General features: G+C 71.5%; 20 protein-coding genes and 1 pseudogene. 11 read left to right on the top strand and 10 right to left on the bottom strand.

The genetic code is table 11. The features are described from left to right. Positions 1-34: 34 nt before the first annotated feature. Positions 35-3,319 (top strand): efflux RND transporter permease subunit, encoded by a 3,285-nt coding sequence (locus AB0C27_RS47020; protein ID WP_357859601.1) that lies wholly within the window; start codon positions 35-37, stop codon positions 3,317-3,319. A 70-nt stretch (positions 3,320-3,389) separates the two neighbouring features. Here AB0C27_RS47020 and AB0C27_RS47015 read toward each other — a convergent pair whose 3' ends face one another. Next, positions 3,390-4,664: a hypothetical protein gene (locus tag AB0C27_RS47015; RefSeq protein WP_357859598.1), complete on the bottom strand. Its 1,275-nt coding sequence runs from the start codon at positions 4,662-4,664 to the stop codon at positions 3,390-3,392. Positions 4,665-4,960: 296 nt separating this feature from the next. On the opposite strand from AB0C27_RS47015, the gene purB reads away from it, so the two are divergent. From purB to AB0C27_RS47000, 3 genes are all read left to right on the top strand, one after another. Beyond that, complete coding sequence (gene purB / locus AB0C27_RS47010; RefSeq protein ID WP_357859595.1) at positions 4,961-6,391, top strand: adenylosuccinate lyase; 1,431 nt, start codon at positions 4,961-4,963, stop codon at positions 6,389-6,391. Beyond that, positions 6,388-7,134: a GNAT family N-acetyltransferase gene (locus tag AB0C27_RS47005; protein WP_357859592.1), complete on the top strand. Its 747-nt coding sequence runs from the start codon at positions 6,388-6,390 to the stop codon at positions 7,132-7,134. The genes purB and AB0C27_RS47005 overlap by 4 nt, the downstream gene beginning before the upstream one ends. A gap of 161 nt (positions 7,135-7,295) precedes the next feature. After that, positions 7,296-8,336, top strand: coding sequence for a DUF4037 domain-containing protein (locus AB0C27_RS47000; protein WP_357859589.1), 1,041 nt, complete (start codon positions 7,296-7,298; stop codon positions 8,334-8,336). 53 nt (positions 8,337-8,389) lie between these two features. Here the strand turns inward: AB0C27_RS47000 and AB0C27_RS46995 are convergent, their stop codons facing one another. The 5 genes and pseudogenes from AB0C27_RS46995 to AB0C27_RS46975 all read right to left on the bottom strand — a co-directional run bounded on the left by AB0C27_RS46995 (position 8,390) and on the right by AB0C27_RS46975 (position 13,128). Beyond that, positions 8,390-9,208 (bottom strand): SRPBCC domain-containing protein, encoded by an 819-nt coding sequence (locus AB0C27_RS46995; RefSeq protein ID WP_357859585.1) that lies wholly within the window; start codon positions 9,206-9,208, stop codon positions 8,390-8,392. Continuing rightward, entirely contained in the window at positions 9,205-9,528 is a 324-nt protein-coding gene (locus AB0C27_RS46990; protein ID WP_357859582.1) for a metalloregulator ArsR/SmtB family transcription factor, read from the bottom strand. The genes AB0C27_RS46995 and AB0C27_RS46990 overlap by 4 nt, the downstream gene beginning before the upstream one ends. 51 nt (positions 9,529-9,579) lie before the next feature. After that, entirely contained in the window at positions 9,580-10,344 is a 765-nt protein-coding gene (locus AB0C27_RS46985; protein ID WP_357859579.1) for a MerR family transcriptional regulator, read from the bottom strand. 916 nt (positions 10,345-11,260) lie between these two features. Further along, positions 11,261-12,487, bottom strand: a pseudogene (locus tag AB0C27_RS46980) (MFS transporter); the annotation flags it as partial. A 230-nt stretch (positions 12,488-12,717) separates the two neighbouring features. Continuing rightward, positions 12,718-13,128 carry a VOC family protein gene (locus AB0C27_RS46975; protein ID WP_357859577.1) on the bottom strand — a complete coding sequence of 137 codons (411 nt, stop codon included), beginning with the start codon at positions 13,126-13,128 and terminating at the stop codon, positions 12,718-12,720. Positions 13,129-13,231: 103 nt separating this feature from the next. Here AB0C27_RS46975 and AB0C27_RS46970 point away from each other — a divergent pair, with 103 nt between their 5' ends. Both AB0C27_RS46970 and AB0C27_RS46965 read left to right on the top strand, forming a co-directional pair. Next, on the top strand, positions 13,232-13,633 hold the full coding sequence (locus tag AB0C27_RS46970; protein ID WP_357859574.1) for a hypothetical protein: 402 nt from the start codon (positions 13,232-13,234) through the stop codon (positions 13,631-13,633). A 99-nt stretch (positions 13,634-13,732) separates the two neighbouring features. Then, positions 13,733-13,987 (top strand): helix-turn-helix transcriptional regulator, encoded by a 255-nt coding sequence (locus AB0C27_RS46965; protein WP_346101996.1) that lies wholly within the window; start codon positions 13,733-13,735, stop codon positions 13,985-13,987. 87 nt (positions 13,988-14,074) lie between these two features. Here AB0C27_RS46965 and AB0C27_RS46960 read toward each other — a convergent pair whose 3' ends face one another. Then, a complete protein-coding gene (locus AB0C27_RS46960) occupies positions 14,075-14,482 on the bottom strand; it encodes a hypothetical protein (RefSeq protein ID WP_357859571.1) in 408 nt (135 codons plus the stop codon). Between the two features lie 100 nt (positions 14,483-14,582). Beyond that, the gene (locus tag AB0C27_RS46955) at positions 14,583-15,536 is read right to left on the bottom strand and encodes a radical SAM protein (RefSeq protein ID WP_357859568.1); all 954 of its coding nucleotides are present in this window, start codon (positions 15,534-15,536) and stop codon (positions 14,583-14,585) included. A 132-nt stretch (positions 15,537-15,668) separates the two neighbouring features. Between AB0C27_RS46955 and AB0C27_RS46950 the strand changes: the two genes are divergently transcribed. From AB0C27_RS46950 to AB0C27_RS46940, 3 genes are all read left to right on the top strand, one after another. Further along, a complete protein-coding gene (locus AB0C27_RS46950; protein ID WP_357859565.1) occupies positions 15,669-15,992 on the top strand; it encodes a multidrug efflux SMR transporter in 324 nt (107 codons plus the stop codon). Positions 15,993-16,065: 73 nt separating this feature from the next. Then, positions 16,066-16,371 (top strand): DUF952 domain-containing protein, encoded by a 306-nt coding sequence (locus AB0C27_RS46945; RefSeq protein ID WP_357859562.1) that lies wholly within the window; start codon positions 16,066-16,068, stop codon positions 16,369-16,371. A gap of 14 nt (positions 16,372-16,385) precedes the next feature. Further along, on the top strand, positions 16,386-16,817 hold the full coding sequence (locus AB0C27_RS46940; RefSeq protein ID WP_357859559.1) for a nuclear transport factor 2 family protein: 432 nt from the start codon (positions 16,386-16,388) through the stop codon (positions 16,815-16,817). Between the two features lie 57 nt (positions 16,818-16,874). Here the strand turns inward: AB0C27_RS46940 and AB0C27_RS46935 are convergent, their stop codons facing one another. Beyond that, the gene (locus AB0C27_RS46935; protein WP_357859556.1) at positions 16,875-17,804 is read right to left on the bottom strand and encodes an alpha/beta hydrolase; all 930 of its coding nucleotides are present in this window, start codon (positions 17,802-17,804) and stop codon (positions 16,875-16,877) included. A 114-nt stretch (positions 17,805-17,918) separates the two neighbouring features. Between AB0C27_RS46935 and AB0C27_RS46930 the strand changes: the two genes are divergently transcribed. Together AB0C27_RS46930 and AB0C27_RS46925 are read left to right on the top strand one after the other, a co-directional pair. Further along, positions 17,919-18,332 (top strand): MarR family winged helix-turn-helix transcriptional regulator, encoded by a 414-nt coding sequence (locus tag AB0C27_RS46930; RefSeq protein ID WP_357859553.1) that lies wholly within the window; start codon positions 17,919-17,921, stop codon positions 18,330-18,332. 1,396 nt (positions 18,333-19,728) lie between these two features. Beyond that, the gene (locus tag AB0C27_RS46925; protein ID WP_357859550.1) at positions 19,729-19,983 is read left to right on the top strand and encodes a hypothetical protein; all 255 of its coding nucleotides are present in this window, start codon (positions 19,729-19,731) and stop codon (positions 19,981-19,983) included. A 576-nt stretch (positions 19,984-20,559) separates the two neighbouring features. Here the strand turns inward: AB0C27_RS46925 and AB0C27_RS46920 are convergent. After that, a complete protein-coding gene (locus AB0C27_RS46920; protein ID WP_357859547.1) occupies positions 20,560-21,456 on the bottom strand; it encodes a recombinase family protein in 897 nt (298 codons plus the stop codon). Positions 21,457-21,612 lie beyond the last annotated feature (156 nt).

Here is a 21,612-nt window from a genome sequence, read left to right as displayed (position 1 = left end):
GTGTTAGTGTGGGGCGAACTCTTGGAGGGGGAGTATGACCGCATTCGCCCGGCTGAGCCTGCTCAACCGCAGCCTTGTCATCTTGGTGGCGATCGTGCTGACCGCGTTCGGCGCGTTCACGATCCCGCAGCTCAAACAGCAGTTGCTGCCGTCGCTGTCGTTTCCCGGCGCGTTCGTGATCGCGCCGTTCCCGGGTGCGTCACCGGAGATCGTCGAAGATCAGGTTACCGCTCCGATCGAGGACTCCTTCCAGGGACTGACCGGGATGGAGCAGATGACGTCGACCTCGAAGGAGGGCCTGGCACAGATCCAGGTGGCCTTCGAGTACGGCACCGACATCGAGTCGTCGCTGAACAAGATGCAGCAGGCGATCAGCAGGGTGCGGCTGCCGGACGGGGTGGATCCGCAGGTCGTGGCGGGCAGCACCGACGACATCCCGGTGCTGGTGCTGGCGGTCGGCGACGGCGGCGACGAGCGGGCGATGGCCGACAAGCTGCGCCGGATCGTGGTGCCGGAGCTGCAGAGCGTGGAGGGCGTGCGGGAGGCGACGGTCACGGGCACCCGTGACGAGGTCGTCACCATCGAGCCGGACACGAAGAAGATGGCGCTGGCGGGGGTGTCGGCGGCGCAGATCCCAGACGTACTGAAGGCGAACGGCACGCCGATCCCGGCGGGCACGCTGATCTCGGGCGAGAAGTCGCTGACGGTGCAGGTGGGCTCGCGGGTCGACTCGGTACGCAAGCTGAAGGACCTGTATCTGACGCCCGCCCAGCCCTCGGCCGCGCAACAGCAGCAACAACAGCAGCAGGCCCAAGCCCAAGCTCAGGCTCAGCAAGCGCAGCAGGCTCAGGCTCAGGCGGGCAGGCCGGGGCAGGGCCAGACGGCGCAGCAGCCGGTCGCGCCCCCCAAGCCGAAGCCGCTCAAGCCGGTCAAACTGGGCGACGTGGCGAAGATCACGCGCGGTCTTGAGGCCGCGACGGCCATCACCCGCACCGACGGCAAGACGAGCCTGGGCGTGTCGGTGACGATGGTGCCCGACGGCAACGCGGTGGCGATCTCGCACGCCATCGCCGAGAAGCTGCCCGACCTGACCAAGGCGCTGGGCGACTCCTCGGACACGGCGGTGTCGGTGGTGTTCGACCAGGCCCCGTACGTGGAGCAGTCGATCGAGAGCCTGACCACCGAGGGCCTGCTGGGGCTGGCGTTCGCGGTGCTGGTCATCCTGGTGTTCCTGCTGTCGGTGCGTTCGACGCTGGTGACGGCGGTGTCGATCCCGCTGTCGGTGGTGATCGCGCTGCTGGTGCTGTGGGCCGGCGACTACTCGCTGAACCTGCTGACGCTGGGCGCGCTGACGATCGCGGTTGGCCGGGTGGTGGACGACTCGATCGTGGTGCTGGAGAACATCAAACGCCATCTGGCCTACGGCGAGGCCAGGTTGCCGGCGATCTTGACGGCGGTGCGTGAGGTGTCGGGGGCGGTGACGGCCTCGACGTTGACGACGGTGGCGGTGTTCGCGCCGATCGCGCTGGTGGGCGGCCTGGTGGGCGAGCTGTTCAGCCCGTTCGCGATCACGGTGACGGTGGCGTTGCTGGCCTCGCTGGTGGTGTCGCTGACGGTGGTGCCGGTGCTGGCGTACTGGTTCCTGCGGACGCCGGACCTGACGCCGGAGCAGGCGCGCAAGCAGCGTGAGGAGGCCGAGGCCAAGGAGCTGCGCTCGCCGCTGCAGCGGGCCTACCTGCCGGTGCTGCGTTTCGCCACCAAGTTCAAGCTGGTGACGATCCTCATCGGGGTGGCGGTGTTCGTCGCCACGATGGGGCTGGCCGGCGGGCTGCAGACGAACTTCCTCGACTCCTCCGGGCAGAACACGCTGTCGCTGTCGCAGCGGATGCCGGTCGGCACGGACCTGGCGACGACGGACGAGGCGGCCAAGAAGGTCGAGGCGGTGCTGGGCGCGCAGGACGGCGTCGAGACGTACCAGGTGAACGTGGGTGGCGGCAACGCCATGATGGGCGGCACCGGCGGCGGCGCCGACCGGGCCTCCTACTCGGTGACGCTGGTGGAGGACTCCGACACCGCCACGATCGAGAAGGAGCTCCGTACGGCGATCGACGGCCTGTCCGGGGTCGGCGAGGTCACCATCGGCGGTGGTGGCGGCGGCGGGGGCGGGTTCGCCTCCGACTCGATCGACGTGATCGTGCGCGCGCCCGACACCGAGGCGCTGCGCGCCGCGACGGACGAGGTGAAGCGGGCGATGGGCGAGGTGTCCGGCCTGCGCGACCTGTCGTCGAACCTGGAGACCAGCGCGCCCCGCGTCGAGGTCGTGGTGGACCGGGAGGAGGCCGCCGAGCGCGGCCTGTCGGAGGCGCAGGTCGGGCAGGCGGTGGCGCAGGCGTTCCGCGGCGCGCCGCTGGGCCAGATCGTCCTGGACGGCCGTACGAGTGACCTGGTACTGCGCGGCGCCGACGCGCCGGACGACCTGAAGGCGATCGGGAACCTGAAGCTGCCCACGGCGGCCGGGCTGGTGAAGCTGTCGTCGGTGGCCGACGTGCGCGAGGTGGCCGGGCCGACGCAGGTGACCAGGATCGACGGGGAGCGTTCCGCGACGGTGTCGGCCAAGGCGGAGGACTCCGGCGACCTGGGCACGCTGACGCAGGCGCTGACGACGAAGCTGGACGGCCTGCAGCTGCAGGCGGGCGCCTCCTACGAGATCGGCGGGGTGTCGGCCGACCAGGCGGACGCGTTCGCCGACCTGGGGCTGGCGATGCTGGTGGCCATCGCGATCGTGTTCATGATCATGGTGGCGACGTTCCGCAGCTTCATCCAGCCGGTGATCCTGCTGGTGTCGATCCCGTTCGCGGCCACAGGCGCGATCGGGCTGCTGGTGGCGACGGACACGGCGCTGGGCGTGCCGGCGCTGATCGGCATGCTGATGCTGATCGGCATCGTGGTGACGAACGCGATCGTGCTGATCGACCTGATCAACCAGTACCGCGAGCAGGGCATGGGCGTGGTGCAGGCGGTGATCGAGGGCGGCCGGCGCCGGCTGCGGCCGATCCTGATGACGGCGGTGGCCACGATCTGCGCGCTGACGCCGATGGCGCTGGGGGTGACGGGGTCCGGCGGGTTCATCTCGCAGCCGCTGGCGATCGTGGTGATCGGCGGCCTGATCTCCTCGACGCTGCTGACCCTGGTGCTGGTGCCGACGCTGTACGTGGTGGTGACCCGGGAGCGTGGGGGCTCGCGGCACGCTTCCGGGCGTGCGGAGGGGGAGAGCGCCGGCGAGGCGGGCCAGGAGAAGCTGGCCGGCCAGCCCGCGTGACGACGCCAGGGAAGTGACGCTCCGGCGGGCGACGACACCGATCGTCGCCCGCCGTGGCGCGCCTGTTGTCTCACCCGTCGGCGGGCAGCCGGCCGAGGGTGCTCATGAGGGCGGTGCGGCCGGTACGCAGGGCGGCGGCCGGGTCCGTGCCGGCGGGTCCCTGCCAGCGCAGGTAGACCATGGTCGTGCCATGGCGCACACCCACCGCGACATGAGCCGTCGAGCGGCGGACGGCGCCCTTGGGCCTGGGCGGCGGTTCGGGGTGCTGTACGGCGAACGTTCTGATCTGTCCCGTCCACGGGCCGCTGGTGAAGGGGTCGAGCCGGGGCTGGATGCTGTAGGACTGCCCGTCCTCGTCGAAGGAGCATGAGCCGTCCCAGCTGAGCGGTTTCCTCAGGGCCCGTTCGGCGCTGCGCTCGTCCGGCAGGAACAGCACCGCCTCGTGGACCGAGACGTCGCCGATCAGGCGACGGGTGACGGCCGGAGCGCCGGCGTAGGCGTTCTCCTCACGAGAGGGGTCCCCGCAGACCAGTTCATGTGAACGCGGCCCGCTTCCCGGGGTCGGCCAGGACGCCATGTCCTTGCCGTAGGAGGAGGCAGGGGGCAGGGCCGCGGCCATCCTGGCCGACGCCGACCGCATGGTCATGGCGGTGGAGGCGACGGGCGCGGGTCTGGAGGGGTCGCCGCCGGCGGCTGCCAGCGCGGACGCGGCCGACGCGGTGCCCTGGAGCAGGGCGTGCCGGCCGGGCTCGCCGCCCGCCTCGAACGGCCAGGCCCACGTCACCTCCGCCAGCAGCCCGCCGCGCGCGGCCACGATCGTCGCCACGGCGCCCCGGGAATCGTCGTCCGTCCAGGTGTCCGTCGTGACCAGGGTCCGCACGCCGCGCCAGCCCAGCCGGTCGTAGCCCGCCACCTCCTTGAGCGTCTGGTGGCCGGGACGGTCGCACTCCCCGGCGCCGGGGCGGGCCGCGGTGACCGCGTCCGCCGCCCTCTCGGGGGAGGTGATCCAGAAGCGGACCCTCAGCGGCTCGTCCATCTCCGGGGGCAGCAGCTCGCCGCTGTAGGCGGGAACGCCGCCGGGCGGCATCCGGGCCTCGCCGCTTTGCGGCGGGCACGAGGCCAGGAGGGGAGCGGCCGCAGCGGTGACGTAGGGGGCGCGGGTGGGGTCGTCGTCGAGCTGTGCGCGCAGCCGATCGGCGATCTCCTCGGCCGAGGTGGCGGCTCCGGCGGGGGCGGGCAGGGCGGGTGTCTTCAGCTGGTCGAAGGTGCCGAGGGAGAGGAGCAGGGTGATGGCGGCGGCCGCGAGGCGTGGCTCCCGGCGTCCGGCGAGATCCGCGACGGTCACGGCGCGGGAGGTCCGGTCGCGGTCGTCCCGGATGAACGGGTTGCCTTGGTCATAAATCTACATTGTAAAGGCGCAGGCCTGTTGTCGGCCAAACAATCAACGATCACACAAACACCGCAACGAGGCTGGAGGCCGGCGGATCAGGCCGCGCGCTCTTCGTCGTAGGTCTCGCGGCCCTTGAGGTGGCGGCCCTTCCAGCGGGCCGGTGGGCCGGTCGCGCGGGCGGGAGCGGGTTGGCTGCTCGTGCCCGTGGCCGCTGATCCGGTGGCCGGGCGGGGTGAATACACTTGTGCGACGTGACGTCGAAGCCGCGTATCCCGAATGTCCTGGCCGGCCGCTACGCCTCGGCGGAGCTGGCCCGCCTGTGGTCGCCCGAATACAAGATCATCGCTGAGCGGCGGTTGTGGCTGGCGGTGCTGCGGGCGCAGGCCGAGCTGGGGGTCGCGGTGCCCGAGGGCGCGCCGGCCGCGTACGAGAAGGTGGTCGAGCAGGTCGACCTCGACTCCATCGCCGAGCGCGAGCGCGTCACCCGGCACGACGTGAAGGCCCGCATCGAGGAGTTCAACGCGCTGGCCGGCTACGAGCAGGTGCACAAGGGCATGACCTCGCGTGACCTGACCGAGAACGTGGAGCAGCTGCAGGTGCGCGACAGCCTGCTGCTGGTGCGCGACCGGGTGGTGGCGCTGCTGGCCCGGCTGGCGGCGCTGGCCGAGGAGCATGAGGCGACGGTGATCGCGGGCCGTTCGCACAACGTGGCGGCGCAGGCCACGACGCTGGGCAAGCGGTTCGCCACGGCGGCCGACGAGCTGCTGGTCGCCTACCGGCGGCTGGAGGAGCTCATCGCCCGCTACCCGCTGCGCGGCATCAAGGGCCCGGTCGGCACCGCCCAGGACATGCTCGACCTGCTCGGCGGCGACCGTGGCAAGCTGGCCGAGCTGGAGGGGCGGGTGGCCGCCCATCTGGGGTTCGAGCACCGCTTCACCAGCGTGGGGCAGGTCTATCCGCGTTCGCTGGACTTCGAGGTCGTCACCGCGCTGGTGCAGCTGGCGGCGGCGCCGTCGTCGCTGGCCAAGACGATCCGGCTGATGGCCGGCCAGGAGCTGGTGACGGAGGGCTTCAAGGAGGGGCAGGTCGGCTCCTCGGCGATGCCGCACAAGATGAACACCCGCTCCTGCGAGCGGGTCAACGGCCTGGCCGTGGTGCTGCGTGGTTACGCCTCCATGGTCGGCGAGCTGGCCGGCGACCAGTGGAACGAGGGCGACGTGTCCTGCTCGGTGGTGCGCCGGGTGGCGCTGCCGGACGCGTTCTTCGCCTTCGACGGGCTGGTGGAGACGATGCTGACGGTGCTGGAGGAGTTCGGGGCGTTCCCGGCGGTGATCGCCGCCGAGCTCAGCCGCTACCTGCCGTTCCTGGGCACGACGAAGATGCTGATGGCGGCGGTGCGGGCCGGGGTGGGCCGCGAGCAGGCGCACGAGCTGATCAAGGAGCACGCGGTGGGGGCGGCGCTGGCGATGCGTTCGCGCGGGGCGGCCAACGAGCTGCTGGACCGCCTGGGCGCCGATGAGCGGTTCCCACTGGACCGGGAGCGGCTGGAGGAGCTGCTGGCCGACCGGGTGTCGTTCACGGGGGCGGCGGCCGATCAGGTGGAGGCGGTCTCGCGGGCTGTGGGCGAGGTCGTGGCGGCGCACCCGGAGGCGGCCGCGTACCGTCCCGGCGCGATCCTGTGATCACCGAGCTGCGCTCGGTCCGCGAGCTCAGCTCGGCGTGCGATGACGACGACCTGGTGATGTGGGCGGCGCAGGGCCTGACCGGCGCGGGCCGGGCCTGGGCGCTGGGTGACGCGGTCGTGGCGGGCAGCCCGGAGATCTCGCGGCGTGACCGGCTGGCGGTGTGGGGTGACGCCGCGTGCGCGGTGGAGCTGGTACGGCACGCGCTGGGCGAGCTGGGGCCTTCGTACCGGCCGCTGGGGGAGGTGGAGCTGATGGGCGCCGTGACGGCGAAGCTGGACGGGGTGGATGAGGCCGGCAGGTTCTCATGGATGAGCCTGCCCACCGCCCCAGCCGCCGCCCCGGCCCTCGTTCCTATCGCGGGCGACGGCGTGGGCTGGCTGGAGACGGAGGCTGAGGTCGCGGCGTTGCTGGCGGCCGCGGCGCCGCACTCCTACGCCGTTCCCGGAGCGGCGGGGGTGAGCCGGTGGGCGGGCGTGCGCGTGGACGGCGCGCTCGCCGCCGTGGCGGCCGACGCGTGGTCGGCCCCGACGGTGGGCCTGCTGGCCGGCGTGGCGACCGCTTCGGCGTTCCGGGGGCGGGGGCTGGCCGAGCGGGTGTGCCGGTGGGTGTCGCGGGAGCTGGTGGTGGCGTACGGGCGGGCCGCGCTGATGGTGGACGACGTCAACGCCGCGGCGATCGGCGTGTACGAGCGGATCGGCTACCGGCGGCGGCCGGTGATGGCCGCGCAGGTCGCCCCCTGACCGCTCGTACTGGCCACGACTCACCGCGCCCCGGCCGCGCCTCGATCAGGCCCCAACCAGGCCCTGGCCGTGCCTGGTCACGGTGCCCGGGCGGCGGTCCCGGGGGCCGGCGGAAAAACCGGATGTGGTTCCGGAAGCGCTGGTGCAAAGTTGGCGGAGTGATGTCCGATTTTGTACCTGGTATCGAGTTGTCGCGCGCCTTCTACGGCGAAGTGGTGGCCCCTCTGCTGACGGGGGTCGCGCACGGGGCGGCGCTGATCGGGCCCGGCTCGGAGGTGCTGGAGTTCGACACGGCGCGTTCGGCCGACCATGACTGGGGCCCCAGGGTGCTGCTGTTCGTGCCGGGGGAGCGGGTGGCCGAGGTGGAGGCGAAGGTGGTGGCGGGGCTGCCGGAACGCTTCGCCGGCTACCCCACCGTGTTCGGCTACCACGGCGCGGTGCGGCCCGGGGTGACGGTGACGGAGCTGGGCGGGTGGCTGCGCGGGCGGCTCGGTTTCGATCCGCGCGAGGGGGTGAGCCTGCTGGACTGGCTGTCGGTGCCGTGGCAGCGCCTGGCGGAGGTGACGCGGGGCGAGGTGTTCTGCGACGGGCTGGGGGAGCCGGGGCTGGAGGCGGCCAGGGCGGCGTTGCGCTGGTATCCGCAGGACGTGTGGCGGTATGTGCTGGCCTGTCAGTGGCGCCGGATCTGGCAGGAGGAGCCGTTCCCCGGCCGGTGCGCGGAGGTGGGTGACGAGCTGGGCTCGGCCGTGGTGGGGGCACGGCTGGCGCGGGAGGTGATGCGGCTGGCGTTGCTGCTGCGCCGCCGCTATCCGCCGTACGCGAAATGGCTGGGCAGCGCGCTGGCGCGGATGCCGGGCTCGGCGGAGCTGGCCGAGTCGCTGGGGTCGGCGATGGCGGCGCGGTCGTGGCGGGATCGGGAGGAGGGGCTGTCGGCCGCGTACGCGCGGGTGGCGGGCTGGCAGAACCGGGCGGGGCTGGCCGAGCGGCTGGACGATCGGGTGCGGCCGTTTTTCGAGCGGCCGTTCCGGGTGATCGACGGGGAGCGGTTCGCGGGGGCGCTGATGGCGGCGGTGGGGGATGCGGCGGTGGCCGGGTTGCCGCTGCTGGGGTGTGTGGATCAGCTGACGGATTCGACGGATCTGCTGGTGGCGCCGGAGCGGGCGCGGGCGGTGACGGCGGCCGCGCTGGGCCTCACCATGTAGTGATCTACAGCGTAAAGGCCGAGGGTCGATGCAGAACACATCGACCCCATTATTCAAAAGCCCTGCTCGACGAGGGAAGCCGCCAGATCTTCGACGCGGACGCGCCAGGCGTCGAAGAAGGCCGTGTCGCCGGTGTGGGTGACGATGAGGCGGGGGCCCTGCCCGGTGCCCTCGGTGAACTCCCAGCGCACGCCGCCCTCCGGAGTGTCGTACGCGAGCAACTCGGCGGTCTCGGCGCGGGTGACAGGTCCGGCTTTGAGGCCGGGGACGGTGAACGCCTCGGGAGGCGGGCTGCCGGGCCGCGCGGCGGCGCCGCCGAGGAGTTGCCAGACGTCTTGGGCGGGGCGGGTGAGCTGGCGTTCGACGCGGACGCCGGCGCGGCCGTCGGCGGTGGTGTGGAGGGTGGTGGCGGGCAGGCCGAGGATGGCGATGTAGTCCTCGTGCAGGCGTGCGGACGTGGCGGGGTCGGGGGTTTGCGGCAGGCGGGTGGGGCGGCCGTCGAGGTGGGCGAGCATGGCCTTGATGCAGGTGTGCCAGCCTGCGGCGAAGCTGGCGGCGCCGTGGCGGTCGGTGAAGGTGTGGGTGAAGGTGAGCAGGGTGGCTTGGCCGTCGGGCTGGAGGTGCCAGCGGAGTTCGTCGTCGCCCCAGGTGTGGGCGAAGGTGCGGGGTGGGTCGTTTTCGGTGATGCGGCCGTCGGGGCCGAAGCCGTAGGTGATGCGGTCGCCGTCGATGGTGACGTCGGCGGGGAACCAGGCGGAGAGGTGTTCGGGGGTGGTGATGGCGCGCCAGACCTTGTGGGGTGGGTGGGGGAGGCGGCGCTGGAGTTGGAGGGTGGTGCGGCCGTCGGGGTGGAGGGTGAGGGTCTCGTTCATGGGGTGTGGTCTTCCGGGTGGTCGTGCATGGTGTCGAGGTGGGTTTCGAGGCGGTCGAGGGTGGTGTTCCAGAGGCGGCGGTAGGGGGTGAGCCAGGCGTCGATTTCGGCGAGGGGCTGGGGGCGGAGTTCGTACCAGCGGCGTTGGGCGTCTTTGCGGACGGTGACGAGGCCGGCTTGGCGGAGGGCGCGCAGGTGTTTGGAGGTGCCGGGTTGGGTGAGGCCGAGGTGGTGGGTGAGTTCGTTGACTTGGTGGGGGCGTTGGAGGAGGAGGTCGAGGATGTGGCGTCGTGCGGGTTCGGCTAGCACGTCGAAGGGCATGGCGGTGAATATACTCGACCGGCTATATGCCCGCAAGTGCATGTAGCGGGGTCAGGGCGTGGCGGCGCGGCGGGCGTTGGCGCGGAAGGCCTGGCCGAGATACGCGGCGAGACCGGGGTGGAGGGCGTCGAAGGTCTCGATGAAGCGGCTGTCCTCGGCGTACAGGTCGCCGATGCAGGCGTGCAGCTCGTGGTCGCAGTCGTAGAACCAGCGGTTCATGTGGCCGCGGTGGCGTTCGGCCAGGTCCATGACGTGGGGGCCGTCGGCGGGCAGGCCGGCCTTGCAGGCGGCGACGAAGTCGTCGTTGATGGCCTCGGTCTCGGCTTTGAGCTGGAGCCAGTCGGCCTTGGTGTAGGAGGCGACGCGCTCGCGGCTCTGCTCGTACTGGGGGGTGTGTCCCCAACGGCGTTCGACCTCGGCGTCGTGGTCCTCGGGTCGGAAGTGGCCGAAGATCTCGAAGCGTTCTTCCGGGGTGAGGGCGATGCCGGCCTGGCGGGCGTGGATGGCGCGTTCGACGGCTTCGATGACCTCGTGCAGGTGCTCGGCCTTGCGGGTGAGGAGTTCGTGCTGGCGGCGCAGGTGGGTGAGCTCGTCGGTGTGGGGCGCGTCGAGGATGACGGCGATCTCGTCGAGGGGGAAGCCGAGTTCGCGGTAGAGGAGGATCTGCTGCAGGCGGGTGAGGTCGTCGTCGGTGTAGCGGCGGTAGCCGGCGTGGGTGCGTTCGCTGGGGGTGAGCAGGCCGATCTCGTCGTAGTGGTGCAGGGTGCGTACGGTGATGCGGGCGATCCTGGCGACCTGTCCGACGGAGTGGCTCATGGGTCCAGCTTGCCGGGTGGCGGGGCGTGCGGGTCAAGCCGGGCGGTGCCGGGTTCAGGCGCCGGGTTCAGGCGCCGGATTCAACGGCGTACCGGGTGAACCTCATGGCCAGGTCAAAACTTGCTGTGGCTTCTTGACCAGGGGACACTCGCGCCGTCGCGGGGACATAGCCTGGGTGCGACGACGGGGTCGCGGCGCAGATGGCGACCCGCTGCCCTCGTCGGCAGAAGACACCATGACAGCGGTGACGATCAGGACCTCCCGGGGGCGCCGTGCGGGCTACCGGCCGGCTGAGGTGAGACGTTTCGTCGGGCGCCGGCACGAGGTGGCCGGGGCCGGACTCCGGTTCGCCGTGCCCTGTGCGCTTTCGTCCTGGGTCGTTGACCGTTCCCGCCTGCCGCTGTCCGGGGCCTGGGGCTGTGCTGCCCTGGCCGCGGGTGGTGCGGGCGCTGATGGAGTGGAGTTATCACCTGTGCTCGCGAGAAGAACTGTGGCGGGGCGCGCCGGTGTGCGGCGCGGGGCCCGGCCTGGAGGAGGTCCGTCCGGGCGGCGGCCCGGTGACCGTCCGGACAGATTCGTACGCGCCGGCCGGGGACGCCCGCCGGCGGATACCGGGCAGAGCACGCGCCTGCGGGGCCGGCTTGTCGCCCGGCTGCGACGGCCCGGCCGCGGGCCGCGACCGGCCACCGCCTTATTACGGCCTGCCGGGCCGGGCTCGGGCGGAGCCGTCAGGGCCGGAGCGGGCGCGGTGGTCCCGCAACCCGCGAGCCGGGCGAACGAGCCTGCCCGCCGCCCGGACACCATGACCACGAACGCCGCGGAGCCGCGCGGGCGCCCGCAGCTCGGCCACGGATCCACCGTGTGCCTGGAGCACCAGTTATTACCCGGGCGCACCCCTGCGACATCCTGCGCGTTATTACCCGGGCACTGACGAGACCGGGCCGGAAGAGTCGTCCCGGAGCCGCCAGACCGCCGGCACCGGCAAGGTGACGGCGGTGATGAGCACGGCGATCGCGGCGCACGCGATCAGCACGGGCCGCGTGCCGAAGAAGGAGGCCGCGGGCCCGGCCAGCCCCATGCCGACGGGCGCCGCCACGAGGGCGCCGAGCATGCTGACGGAGGCCGCCCGCGCGACGGCATCGGCGGGCAGGTGCCGCTGGAGGGCCGTGGTCTGGATGACGTTGTGCACCGTCACCTGCCCGCCGGCGGCGACGGCCGCGACGACGAGCTGCCAGAGGGGTGCGGGCACGGCGAGCAGGGCCGGCAGCGGCGCGATCAGCAGGAACGCCAGCAGGGCGGCCACCATGGGGCGGGCGGGCCGCCAGTGCGCGCTGACGACGCCTGCGGCCAGCCCGCCGGCGGCGTAGGCGATGCCGATCGCCGACCAGGCCGGCGCGCCGCCGAGGGAGCGGTCGGCGACGTACGGGCCGAGCACCAGGATGGGGGAGATCACGAGCGCGTTGGCGACGGCGAGGTGGACGATCCACACCCATAGCCAGGTGCGCCGGCGCACCTGGGCAAGCCCGTCGCCGATGCCGGCCAGCAGCCCGCGCGCCGGGACGCGTCCGCCTTCGGGGAGGTCGCGCGGGAGCCGGGCCAGGAACGCGGCGCTCACCGCGAACGTCATCGCGTCGATCGCGATCGCCCACCCCGGCCCGGCCCACGCCACGAGGGCTCCGGCGACGCCCAGCGCGACGATCGACACGGTGCTGCGGGAGATCGAGATGAGGCTGTTGGCCGCCTGGAGGTTCTCCTTGCCGGCCAGGGAGGCGACGAGCCCGACGGCGGCCGGGTTGAAGAACGCCGATCCGGCGCCGGCGATCAGTTGCAGGGCCACCAGCGTCCACAGGTGCGCGCTGCCGGTCAGCAGGAGCACGGCGGTGGCGCCGTGGGCGGCCAGGCGGGTCAGGTCGGCGATCAGCATGATGGAGCGGCGGGAGAAGCGGTCGCCGGCTGCTCCGCCGAGCAGGGTCAGGGCGATGATCGGCAGCCGGGTGCTGAGGACCACGATGCCGAGGTCGACGGCGGAGCCGGTGAGGTGCAGCACGGCGAACGCGACGGCGAGCGGGGTCAGGGCGTCGCCGAAGAAGGAGGCGGTCTGGCCGAGGTAGTAGCGGCGGAAGCCGGGTGCGGCCAGCGGGGAGAAGGCAGAGGCGCTCCGGCCTTCGGGCGCGGACGGTCCTCCTCACTGGTGTCGCCGCGGTCCGGGTTGCCGCCGGTGGGGTGAGCACGGCCGGGACCTCGCACGGAAGGCGCCTCTCTCACGCAGGGGGTGTCCGGCCGCCGGGGCCGGTGCCGCCACCCTCCCACACGGCCCCGTCAATTCCGGACCGCGAAGATCACGAACGTGGGCCTGGCGCCCGCCGCGGGGGCTCAGCGTTGCTGCTGGACGCGGACCATGTTGCCGGCCGGGTCGCGGAAGGCGCAGTCACGTACCCCGAACGGCTGCTCGACCGGCTCCTGCACCACCTCCGCGCCACCCGCACGCGCCCGTTCGAACAAGCCGTCGAGGTCGTCGGTGGCCAGCAGGATGCCGGCGTAGGTGCCCTTGGCCATCATCTGGGCGATGGTGACGCGTTCGGCGGCGGTGATGCCGGGATCGGCGGCCGGCGGCTGCAGGACGAGGGAGGCGCCGAGGCGGCCGGCGGGGCCGACGGTGATCCAGCGCAGGCCGTTGTAGCCGACGTCGTCGCGTACTTCGAAGCCGAGCAGGTCGCGGTAGAAGGCCAGGGAGGCGTCCGGGTCGTCGTGCGGCAGGAAGCTGGCGTGGATGGTGATGTCCATGGCCGTCACGTTAGGCGCGGTCCGGCGTGGGGTGCTTCTCGATTCCTGCCCGGTTCCCTGCCGGCCTCGGCCGGTTGGTGCGGGCGTGCGGCACAATGATCGGGTGACGAGCGACGGTGTCCCGGTCGAGCCCATGCCCGCTCTCGTGCGGACCGCGCGGGTGGTGCTCATCGTGCAGGTGGTCGCCAGTGTACTGGGGCTGGTCGTGATGGGCGGGGTGCTGGCGGCCGCGGCGAGCGCCCCCTCGCTGTTTCTGCTGTTGTTCCTGCTGCCGGCCGTCGTTCTGGTGGTGATGATGTGGCTGGTTCTGCGGTGGGGGTCGCGGCGGTCGTTCGTACGGTGGGCGGCGGTGGCGGTGGAGGCGATCCTGGGTGGCGGCAACCTGGTGTCGATGGTGCTGGCGGAGCGCTTCGTGTGGGCGTCGCTGCCGTTGAGCGTGCTCCTGCCGCTGGGGGTCGCCGGCGCGCTGCTCACCGCGCCCGCGGCCCGCTGGTTCGACCGCTGACCCCTTCGACCGCTGACCTCGGCCGGTGTGACGTTCGCCGGGGGAGGGCGGCTGCCGGTCTGGTCCGGTATTTCTATCCCGGGGTATAGCATGGGTGTCATGGTGCGACCCCCGCTGACCCCTGAAGAACGCCTGCGTGGCGAGCAGCTCGGCATGGTGCTGCGACGGGCCAGGGCGGAGCGGAGCATCGTCGAGGTCGCCGCGGCCGCCGGCATGTCCGCCGAGACGCTCCGCAAGATCGAGACCGGCCGGATCGCGACGCCGGCGTTCTTCACCATCGCGGCTCTGGCCGACGTGCTCGGCATCTCCCTCGACCATCTCGTCACCCGTTCCACCCCGGCCGCCGCCCCCTGACCCGCCGGCGCCGCACGTCCCCCTCCAGGAACGCGCGGCGCACCGCCGGGCGGGTCTACACGATCGCGGCCGTCCTTCGGGCGGGCGTCACAGCCACGGCCCGCACACCGTGCCGTCCGGGCGGCACGTCCGGAAGAACGTGCGCTGCCCCTGCAGCCGGCCCTTGATCGTCCCCGTGCCGCCGCGCACGAAGTACTCGCGCACGCGCGTCCCGTCGTTGCGGACCTGCACCTGCCGGGGGCCACCGCGCCCCTTGATCTTGTAGAACACCTGGAACCTGCCGCCCCCGATCCGCTTGAACGCCTTGCACACGGCCACGGCCGGGTCGCTCAGGTACAGGTGCACGTGCTGGACTTGATACCCCGGGTACGTCCTGCTCTTGCATCCCGGCACCGGATGAGCCGACGCGCTCGCGGCAGGCGTTCCGAGCACGCCCGCGGCGGCGAGGGATGCGACAGCGACGGCGAGGCCACGACGTCTGGCCTTCGCGGTCATGAGATCTCTCCTCTCGTGGAATCCTGCAATCCTGACCAGGCCGACGCTAAAACCGGTCAAGGCGCCGGTCTGCGCAGAAATCCACACTCAGCCGCGACGATCACACCAGGGCCAGCTGCGCCGCCACCGGCTCACGCGGCTCGACCGCCGGCGCCCCGCACCCCATCCCGTACATCCGGCACAACTGGGCGATCTGCCCCGTGATCCGGCCCTCGTACCCCTCGGACGGCAGGCCCGCCCGGTCGTACAGCTCCTCATACCGCTCCACCAGCTGCGGATGTGCCTCCTGCAGCCAGCTCAGGTACCACTCCCGGGTGCCCGGCGGCAGCCGAAGCACCACCGGCTCCACCGCGGCCGCGCCCGCCGACGCGATCCGCCGTACGGTCGCCGCGAGCTGGTCGGCGGCGTCGCTCAGCAGCGGCAGCACCGGCGACATCAGCACCCGGCACTCCACTCCCGCCTCCACCAGCGCCGACACGAGCTCCAGCCGGGCCTGCGCCGGTGGCGCTCCGGGCTCGACTGCCCGCCGGATCCGTTCGTCCACGAACGCGATCGACACTGCCACCCGCGCGCCCGCCCGCGCCAGCAGCTTCGCGTCCCGCAGCACCAGCGCGCTCTTGGTGTAGACCGTGAACGGCGCCCCCGCGCCCGCCAGTGCCCCGATCACGCCGGGCATCAGCCGGTAGCGTTCCTCCGCCGCCTGGTAGCAGTCGCCGCCCAGCCCGACCGCGAGCTCCGCGCCGTCCCAGCGGGTCAGCTCGGCCCGCAGCCGCTCGACCACGTTGGGCCTGACCACGATGCGGGTGTCGAAGTCGGCGCCCGCGTCGAGGCCGAGCCGGCGGTGACCCGCGCGGGCGCCGCAGCCGCGGCAGGCATGGGCGCAGCCACGGTAGGGGGAGACCGCCCACCGCTGGGCGATGCCCGCGACCTGCGGCACCCGCTCGATCACGGTGCGGGCCTGCATCTCGTAGAAGCCGTCGCGCACCACCGCGCGCCGCTCGATCAGCGGACGCTCATCGGCGGCGTCGACAAGCGCAAGCGCGTCCCAACCCACATCCCCAGTGGAACACGCATTCGACTCCGTTTTCAAGCCGTTCCCCCCAACCCCGCCCGCCCGTGCGGGGGAGCGGACCCACGATACTGGCGGCACACCCGCCCCATCCCGCCTTCGTCTGGAGCCCCGCACATGGCCTGGATCCTGCTCGCCCTCGCCATCGCCTCCGAAGTGGTCGCCACCACGGCGCTCAAACTCAGCAACGGCTTCACCCACCTCGGCTGGAGCATCACCGTCGCCGCCGGCTACATCATCTCCTTCCTGCTGCTCGCCCGCGTCCTGAAGCTCCAGCTCGACGTCGGTACGGCCTACGCCGTCTGGTCCGGCGCCGGGACGGCCGCCATCGCGCTCATCGGGGCCGCCTTCCTCGGCGAGACCCTGACCCTGGTCAAGGTCGGCGGTATCCTGCTCATCATCGCCGGCGTCGTCGTCCTCAACCTCGCCGGCGGCCACTGAAGCACAGCCATCGGACCCGCGCACCTGGCCGGCCGGGGGAGCGCGGCCGTCCCTCCCTCAGCGAACGGACACCATGATCCACCACCTCGCCCTGCGCACCGACTGGGAGAACGCCCGCGCCGCGGGGGAGTACCGCATCTCCACCCTCGGCCGCACCCTCGACCAGGTCGGCTTCATCCATTGCAGCCGCGACCTGGCCCAGTTGCACGGCGTCCACACCGCCTTCTACAGCCACCTCACCGAACCGCTGATCGTCCTCGACATCGACCCGGCCGGTCTCGACGTCCGCGTCGAGAACGGCTTCCCCCACCTGTACGGGCCGCTGCCCCTGACCAGCGTCGCCGCCACCCGCCCTTACACCGGCCCGGCCACTCCATGAGGCCTCCTACGGACATGACACCGCCCGCAGACGCGACGCCGCCCAGGGGCACGAGCCCGCTTATGGACACCCGCGCCGCCGCCCAGCGCTTCGCCGACACCTGGCAGCACGCCTGGACCCACCACGACGTCGCCGCCATCACCGCCCTCTATCGCGACGACGCCGTCCACACCAGCATGCCCTTCCGCCCCCCGCACCACGGCCGGCAAGCCATCGCCGACTACATCACCTGGTCCTTCGCCGGCGAGACCGACCCCCACGTCACCTTCGCCACGCCCGTCGTCGACGGCGACCAGGCCGCCATCGAGTTCCGTGTCCACGCCTACGACGACGGCCGCCCCATCACCCTGGCGGGTTGCGTCTTCGCCCGCTTCGACGCGGGCGGCCTCGCCGTACAGACGCGCGACTACTGGCACACCACCGACGGCCACCACGGCCACCACTAGACACCGGCGTCTCGGGGTGCGGTTGACCGGCGTGCCATCGGCTCATCTTGTGGCGGCTCAGGCCAGATGCTTGCCGAAGAACGTGCTCAGGCGCTCGACCGCCTGCGCGATGTACTCGGGCTCGTCGTACATCTCGTAGTGGCGTGCGCCCTCGACGACGAGGATGTCCTCCGCCTGACGTGCCAGCCGGGTCAGCAGCCGGCCGTCGTCGAGAGAGCCGGTCGACCCGCCCTCGCCGGCGACGACGACCTGGACGGGCTGGGTCAGCAACTCGTCGGCGAGGTGGAAGGCGTCGAAGCCCAGAATCAGCGCGTCGCTGCGGTAGTGGCGGCGGTTGGTCGAGCGTTCGTGGTGGCCGCGCGGGGTCCGGTAGTAGGTCACGGCCTGCAGCACGTCGATGTCGGTGATGCCGGCGGACTCCGCGTCCCGCACGGTGTCGGGGATCCACGGGTGCCGGACCGGCTGCCGGCCGCGCGCTTCGGCGGTGGCCTGCCGTGCCACGTCCTGGAGCACGCCCGTGACGGAGCCGGAGGCTGCCATGGCCGCTCGGAAGGCGCGGCCGATGTTGACCGGGACCACGGTGCCGACCGCCTTGATGCGGTGCTCGGTCATCGCGGCGCTGACGGCGTAGCCGCCGCCGGCGCAGATGCCCAGGACGCCGATGCGCTCCGCGTCCACGTGGTCCAGCGCGGTGAGGAAGTCGACGGCGTGGCGAAGATCGGCCACCCGTTCGGCGGGATCCTCCAGATCCCGGGGCTCCCCGCCGCTCTGGCCCTGGTAGGCGGGGTCGAACGCCAGAGCGACGAAGCCTTCCCGTGCCAGGGCGCGGGCGTAGTTGGCGCCGATCTGCTCCTTCACGCTGCTGCCCGGCGTGGCGATGATCACGGCCGGGTGCTGGTGGCCTGCGTCGAAGCCCTCGGGGAGATGAAGGTTCCCGGCGAGCTCGAAGCCGCCGCGGGAGATGGACGTGGTCTGGATGGAAGCCATGATCCCGTTCCGGTTGTATCCTAGTACGGCAACAGCACTAATACAGCTATCGATGTTGTACGAAACTGTACAATATCAGTGACTGTACGATCCTCGGGAAGGAGCACCCGCCAGGTGAATACCGCCGCGCGGATCTGGGGGCTCAACCACCGGCTGCTGACCGCGGTCATGAACAGCTGCAGCGAGCAGCTCGACGAGCTCGGCCTGGACACCAAGGAGTTCTTCGTACTCGGCGAGGTCGACGAATGCCGCTACCCGGCCGAACTCGCCGCCCGGCTGATGATGCCCAAGGCGAGCGTGACGGTGTACCTGCGCAACCTCGTGGCCAAGGGCTTCGTCCAGCGCGAGATCGACGAAGGCGACCTGCGCCGCCACCGCCTCGTGGTGACTCCGGACGGCCAGAAGGTACTCGATCGCGCACTGGCGACCCTGTCCGACAACTTCGAGCAGTGGCTCGCAAGACTCGAAACGCAAGAACGCGACGAACTCCAGCGACTCCTGGAGAAACTCCTCCGGCACCAGCAGTGACCCGCCACGTTGCGGCGGCTGCGGCGATCGTGGCAGCGAGAAGGGCACCCTGAGCGAGCCTGCTACCACATGCCGCTCATGGGCCGTTCAGGGCCTGGGGCCTTGAGGATCGGCGCCCATCCATGAAAAAGGCCCGCCGCGCCCCGCGCGACGAGCCGTACCGGACGAAGAGAGCGGCCACCCGTCCCCCCTCCTGGACGGGCCACCCCCAGCGATCAGCGCACCACCCGCAACGGCGCACGCCCCGCACCCGCAGGAACCGGCGCCGGAGCAGGGGAGGGGGCCGGCCGCGGACGCGCCACCTGCTGCGTCACCTCCTGGGCCGCCTCCTGAACCTGCTGCCGGGTCACCCGCTGCGCCTGATCCGCCGCCTCGGCACACCCGCCCGAGCAGTACCCGTTGGTCACGATCAGCCGCCCCCGCGACGCCGTGTACGACTCCTTACCGGAAGCGGGCAGAACCCCCCGACACATCGGACATAAAACCGACTGGTTCCCCACGTGCTGCTCCTCTCGCGGCGCGAATAGCAGGACTTCCACCCTAAAACCACATCTCCCGCCAAGGACAGCGAATCAACACAACGTCAAAACGCCCGTCAACGCCCCCCAGAACCCGCCACACCACCACGCCCACCCGCGAAACCCCCGCTCACCACACCCGCCCGGCCCATCTCATCACCCTCACAGACCGTACGAAGAGGGCGGAAAAATCTTCCCACCCGCCGCACCCGTCCTGCCCGGCGAGGGCGTGACACCGGGGGAGAGCCTGCCATGGAGGAGAATGGCCGCATGACCAACTGAAGAGCGCCCGGCGGCCGGCAGCGGTGGCTCAAGATCACGGCCGGATGGACGATTCCCGATGGTGACCGGCAGATCTGCGCGACCTGTGGGACGCCCGTCCGCTCATACGTGTACCGGTGCCATCCGCCTGAGTCCTCCATGTTCGAGCGGTGCGTCGGGTTCACCTGGTGTTCCGGCTGCCGCGTCTACTCCGGCACGATGGTGCACGTTCCCCAGAGGCGAATCCTCGTCGATGCCCTGGCGTCGCTGCCTCGCGACCGGCGGGAACGTCTCGAACGAAGCGAATCCGCACTGATCGAATACTTGGACCGGAAGTTGCGGGGAGGTGGGCCGCCATCCGGTCGTTGATCGCGGGCCGGATGCGTCCAGTGGTGCCCGGCTCGCCGTCGACGGCGGGGAGGTTCGATGAGGCGGCCCTCGTCTCCAACGAGATTCGGCAGCGCAGATCGTGAACGCGGCGAAGAGGCGCTCGCCCGCTGGAGGGGAGCGTCCGGCCCCTCCTCGGAACGGTTACTTGACATAATGTTCATTATCAAGCAACTACGGTAGCACCGGATAGTCCGAATAATCCGCGTCCGCGCGGGCAGGCGCAGCGCATGATCCCGCTCGACATCGCCGCCCCCAGCCTCGTCGCGCTCACCGCCGTCGTCACCGCCGGCGCCATCTGGCTGATCATCCTCGCGGTACGCCTCACCAAGAGCCCGCGCAACCGGCCCGGCATCAGTGTCGATCTTGTCGATCAGGTGCGCGAGCTGAAAGCGCTCGGCCAGATCCAGGAAGCCGTGTTCTTCGTGCGCGGTGAGACCGGGATGAGCCAGCGCGCCGCCGCCCGCTTCGTCAACCGGCTGTGACCCCCTGCCTGCGCCGGGTCATGCTTCGATGCCATACCATACAGAATGGGGCTTCTGTATGGTATGGGTAGATTTCGTACTGAATGCACGTTTTGTAGTCTCGGCGGCGGCCATCCACTGAGCTCTTCAGGACGTCGTCGGTGGCGGTTCGCCGTTCTCGTCGGCCGTCGCCAGGTGGGCGGATTCTAGGGTGGTGGCGCCTCGCCATGGCGCTCTGACCTGTGGAAATCGGCGAGTGTGTCAAGGCGGTGCCGACGTGCTTCTCCCCTGCCCCGTACGGCGTTGCGGTCGCGGCCGGGTAGGCCGCTCCCCTGCTGGGCGGCAGGATCCGCCAAGCGAACGCGTGTCCCTTTTGTCACGTATTGGGTGCTGTAGGTCGGAGAGGTGTCATGTGCGGCTCCCCCGGGGCTGCCTCGTTGTATCGGCGAATGGCCTCAGAGCCGGAGTGCCGCCCGCCCTACGCCCCCGTCTCCCCCTGCGAGCGTCGTCTCGGCACCCGCTGCGCGGGTGACCTTTACCTGCCCGAGACGAGCGATCCGGTGCCCGGGCTGGTGCTCGGGCACAGCGGGGTGATGGTCAAAGAGGCGCTGGCGTTCTTCGCGCCGACGGCCGTTGCTTCGCATCGTCGGCTCCGGCGCCCAGCTCGGTGATGCTGGTGTCGTGGTCGCGGAGCATGCGCATGACGGTGGCCGGGGAGGGGTGCCGGCCCCTCTTGGCGCCCTGGGTGATGACCAGGCGGGAGGCGATCTCGCGGAGGCTGAGGTCTTGGTCGCGCAGGTGCAGGGCCATGGACAGCATGGCCTCATCGGTGACGGTGGCGCCGCCGATGGCCGTGCCGTTCTTGCGGGCGGACTCGTGGCCTTCCAGGGTGCGGTCGCGTATGTATTCGCGTTCCATCCCGGACAGGGCGGCCAGCACGGTGAACACCACGCCGGAGGGGTCGTGGCTGCCTTGCAGCTCGCCGGTGAGGAACTCCAGGCCGACGTCGCAGGCGCGCAGCTGCTCGGCGAGCTCGGCCAGCGCGAGGCCGCGGCCGAGCCGCTTGTGCTCGTGGACGACCAGGGTGACCGCCACGCCGGAGGCGCGCATCTCCCGGGCCAGGGTGATGGCCCGCTCGAGTTCGGGGCGCCGCGTGGCGCGGGTGGAGATCTTCTCGGAGAAGATCCGGGTGACCCCGGCGGTCGTGAGGGAGTCGAGCTGGGTCTGCAGCGATTGGCGCTCCGTCGAGGCGCGGGCGTATCCGATCTTGGCGTGTCCGGACGTCTGGGTGCCGGCGGCGGGGCGGGGCAGTTCCACCCATGCGGTCCCGGGTTTGCGCAGCGCCGGGGTCGGCACGTTGAGCACTTTGGTCAGGGACGGCACGAGCCGGAACCGGGCGGTGTGGTACTGGGCGGCCACCTTGCCCCGGCCGGTGCGGCAGGGTGATCCGGCAGGGGCGGCGCAGGAGGACATCGGGCAGTCGAAGGCTTCCACGCGGGAAAAGTGGTCGTCGCTCACCCCGTGATCGTTTCATGGATGCGTTTCAAGGCTCCAGCGATTTGAAACGACTGATGGAACAGGATCGGGGCGGGAGCGCCCTGGACGGCCGGGCGCCGGGCCGCCGTTTCATAGGTGACCACTTGCGAAACA

This window comes from Nonomuraea sp. NPDC048882 (assembly GCF_040649755.1).
Lineage (GTDB): Bacteria > Actinomycetota > Actinomycetes > Streptosporangiales > Streptosporangiaceae > Nonomuraea > Nonomuraea maheshkhaliensis.
The sequence above is the reverse complement of the archived record's forward strand: the minus strand, read 5'-3'. Positions and strand labels throughout refer to the sequence as shown.

What these genes read in the sequence shown, in the direction of transcription:
- AB0C27_RS46925 (WP_357859550.1), top strand. Translation starts at nt 19,729, where the DNA reads ATGATCCCGCTCGACATCGCCGCCCCCAGCCTCGTCGCGCTCACCGCC.
- AB0C27_RS46975 (WP_357859577.1), bottom strand. Translation starts at nt 13,128, where the DNA reads ATGGACATCACCATCCACGCCAGCTTCCTGCCGCACGACGACCCGGAC.
- AB0C27_RS46940 (WP_357859559.1), top strand. Translation starts at nt 16,386, where the DNA reads ATGACACCGCCCGCAGACGCGACGCCGCCCAGGGGCACGAGCCCGCTT.
- AB0C27_RS46985 (WP_357859579.1), bottom strand. Translation starts at nt 10,344, where the DNA reads ATGAGCCACTCCGTCGGACAGGTCGCCAGGATCGCCCGCATCACCGTA.
- AB0C27_RS46935 (WP_357859556.1), bottom strand. Translation starts at nt 17,804, where the DNA reads ATGGCTTCCATCCAGACCACGTCCATCTCCCGCGGCGGCTTCGAGCTC.
- AB0C27_RS47000 (WP_357859589.1), top strand. Translation starts at nt 7,296, where the DNA reads ATGTCCGATTTTGTACCTGGTATCGAGTTGTCGCGCGCCTTCTACGGC.
- AB0C27_RS46965 (WP_346101996.1), top strand. Translation starts at nt 13,733, where the DNA reads ATGGTGCGACCCCCGCTGACCCCTGAAGAACGCCTGCGTGGCGAGCAG.
- AB0C27_RS46945 (WP_357859562.1), top strand. Translation starts at nt 16,066, where the DNA reads ATGATCCACCACCTCGCCCTGCGCACCGACTGGGAGAACGCCCGCGCC.
- AB0C27_RS47020 (WP_357859601.1), top strand. Translation starts at nt 35, where the DNA reads ATGACCGCATTCGCCCGGCTGAGCCTGCTCAACCGCAGCCTTGTCATC.
- AB0C27_RS46950 (WP_357859565.1), top strand. Translation starts at nt 15,669, where the DNA reads ATGGCCTGGATCCTGCTCGCCCTCGCCATCGCCTCCGAAGTGGTCGCC.
- AB0C27_RS46960 (WP_357859571.1), bottom strand. Translation starts at nt 14,482, where the DNA reads ATGACCGCGAAGGCCAGACGTCGTGGCCTCGCCGTCGCTGTCGCATCC.
- AB0C27_RS46995 (WP_357859585.1), bottom strand. Translation starts at nt 9,208, where the DNA reads ATGAACGAGACCCTCACCCTCCACCCCGACGGCCGCACCACCCTCCAA.
- AB0C27_RS46990 (WP_357859582.1), bottom strand. Translation starts at nt 9,528, where the DNA reads ATGCCCTTCGACGTGCTAGCCGAACCCGCACGACGCCACATCCTCGAC.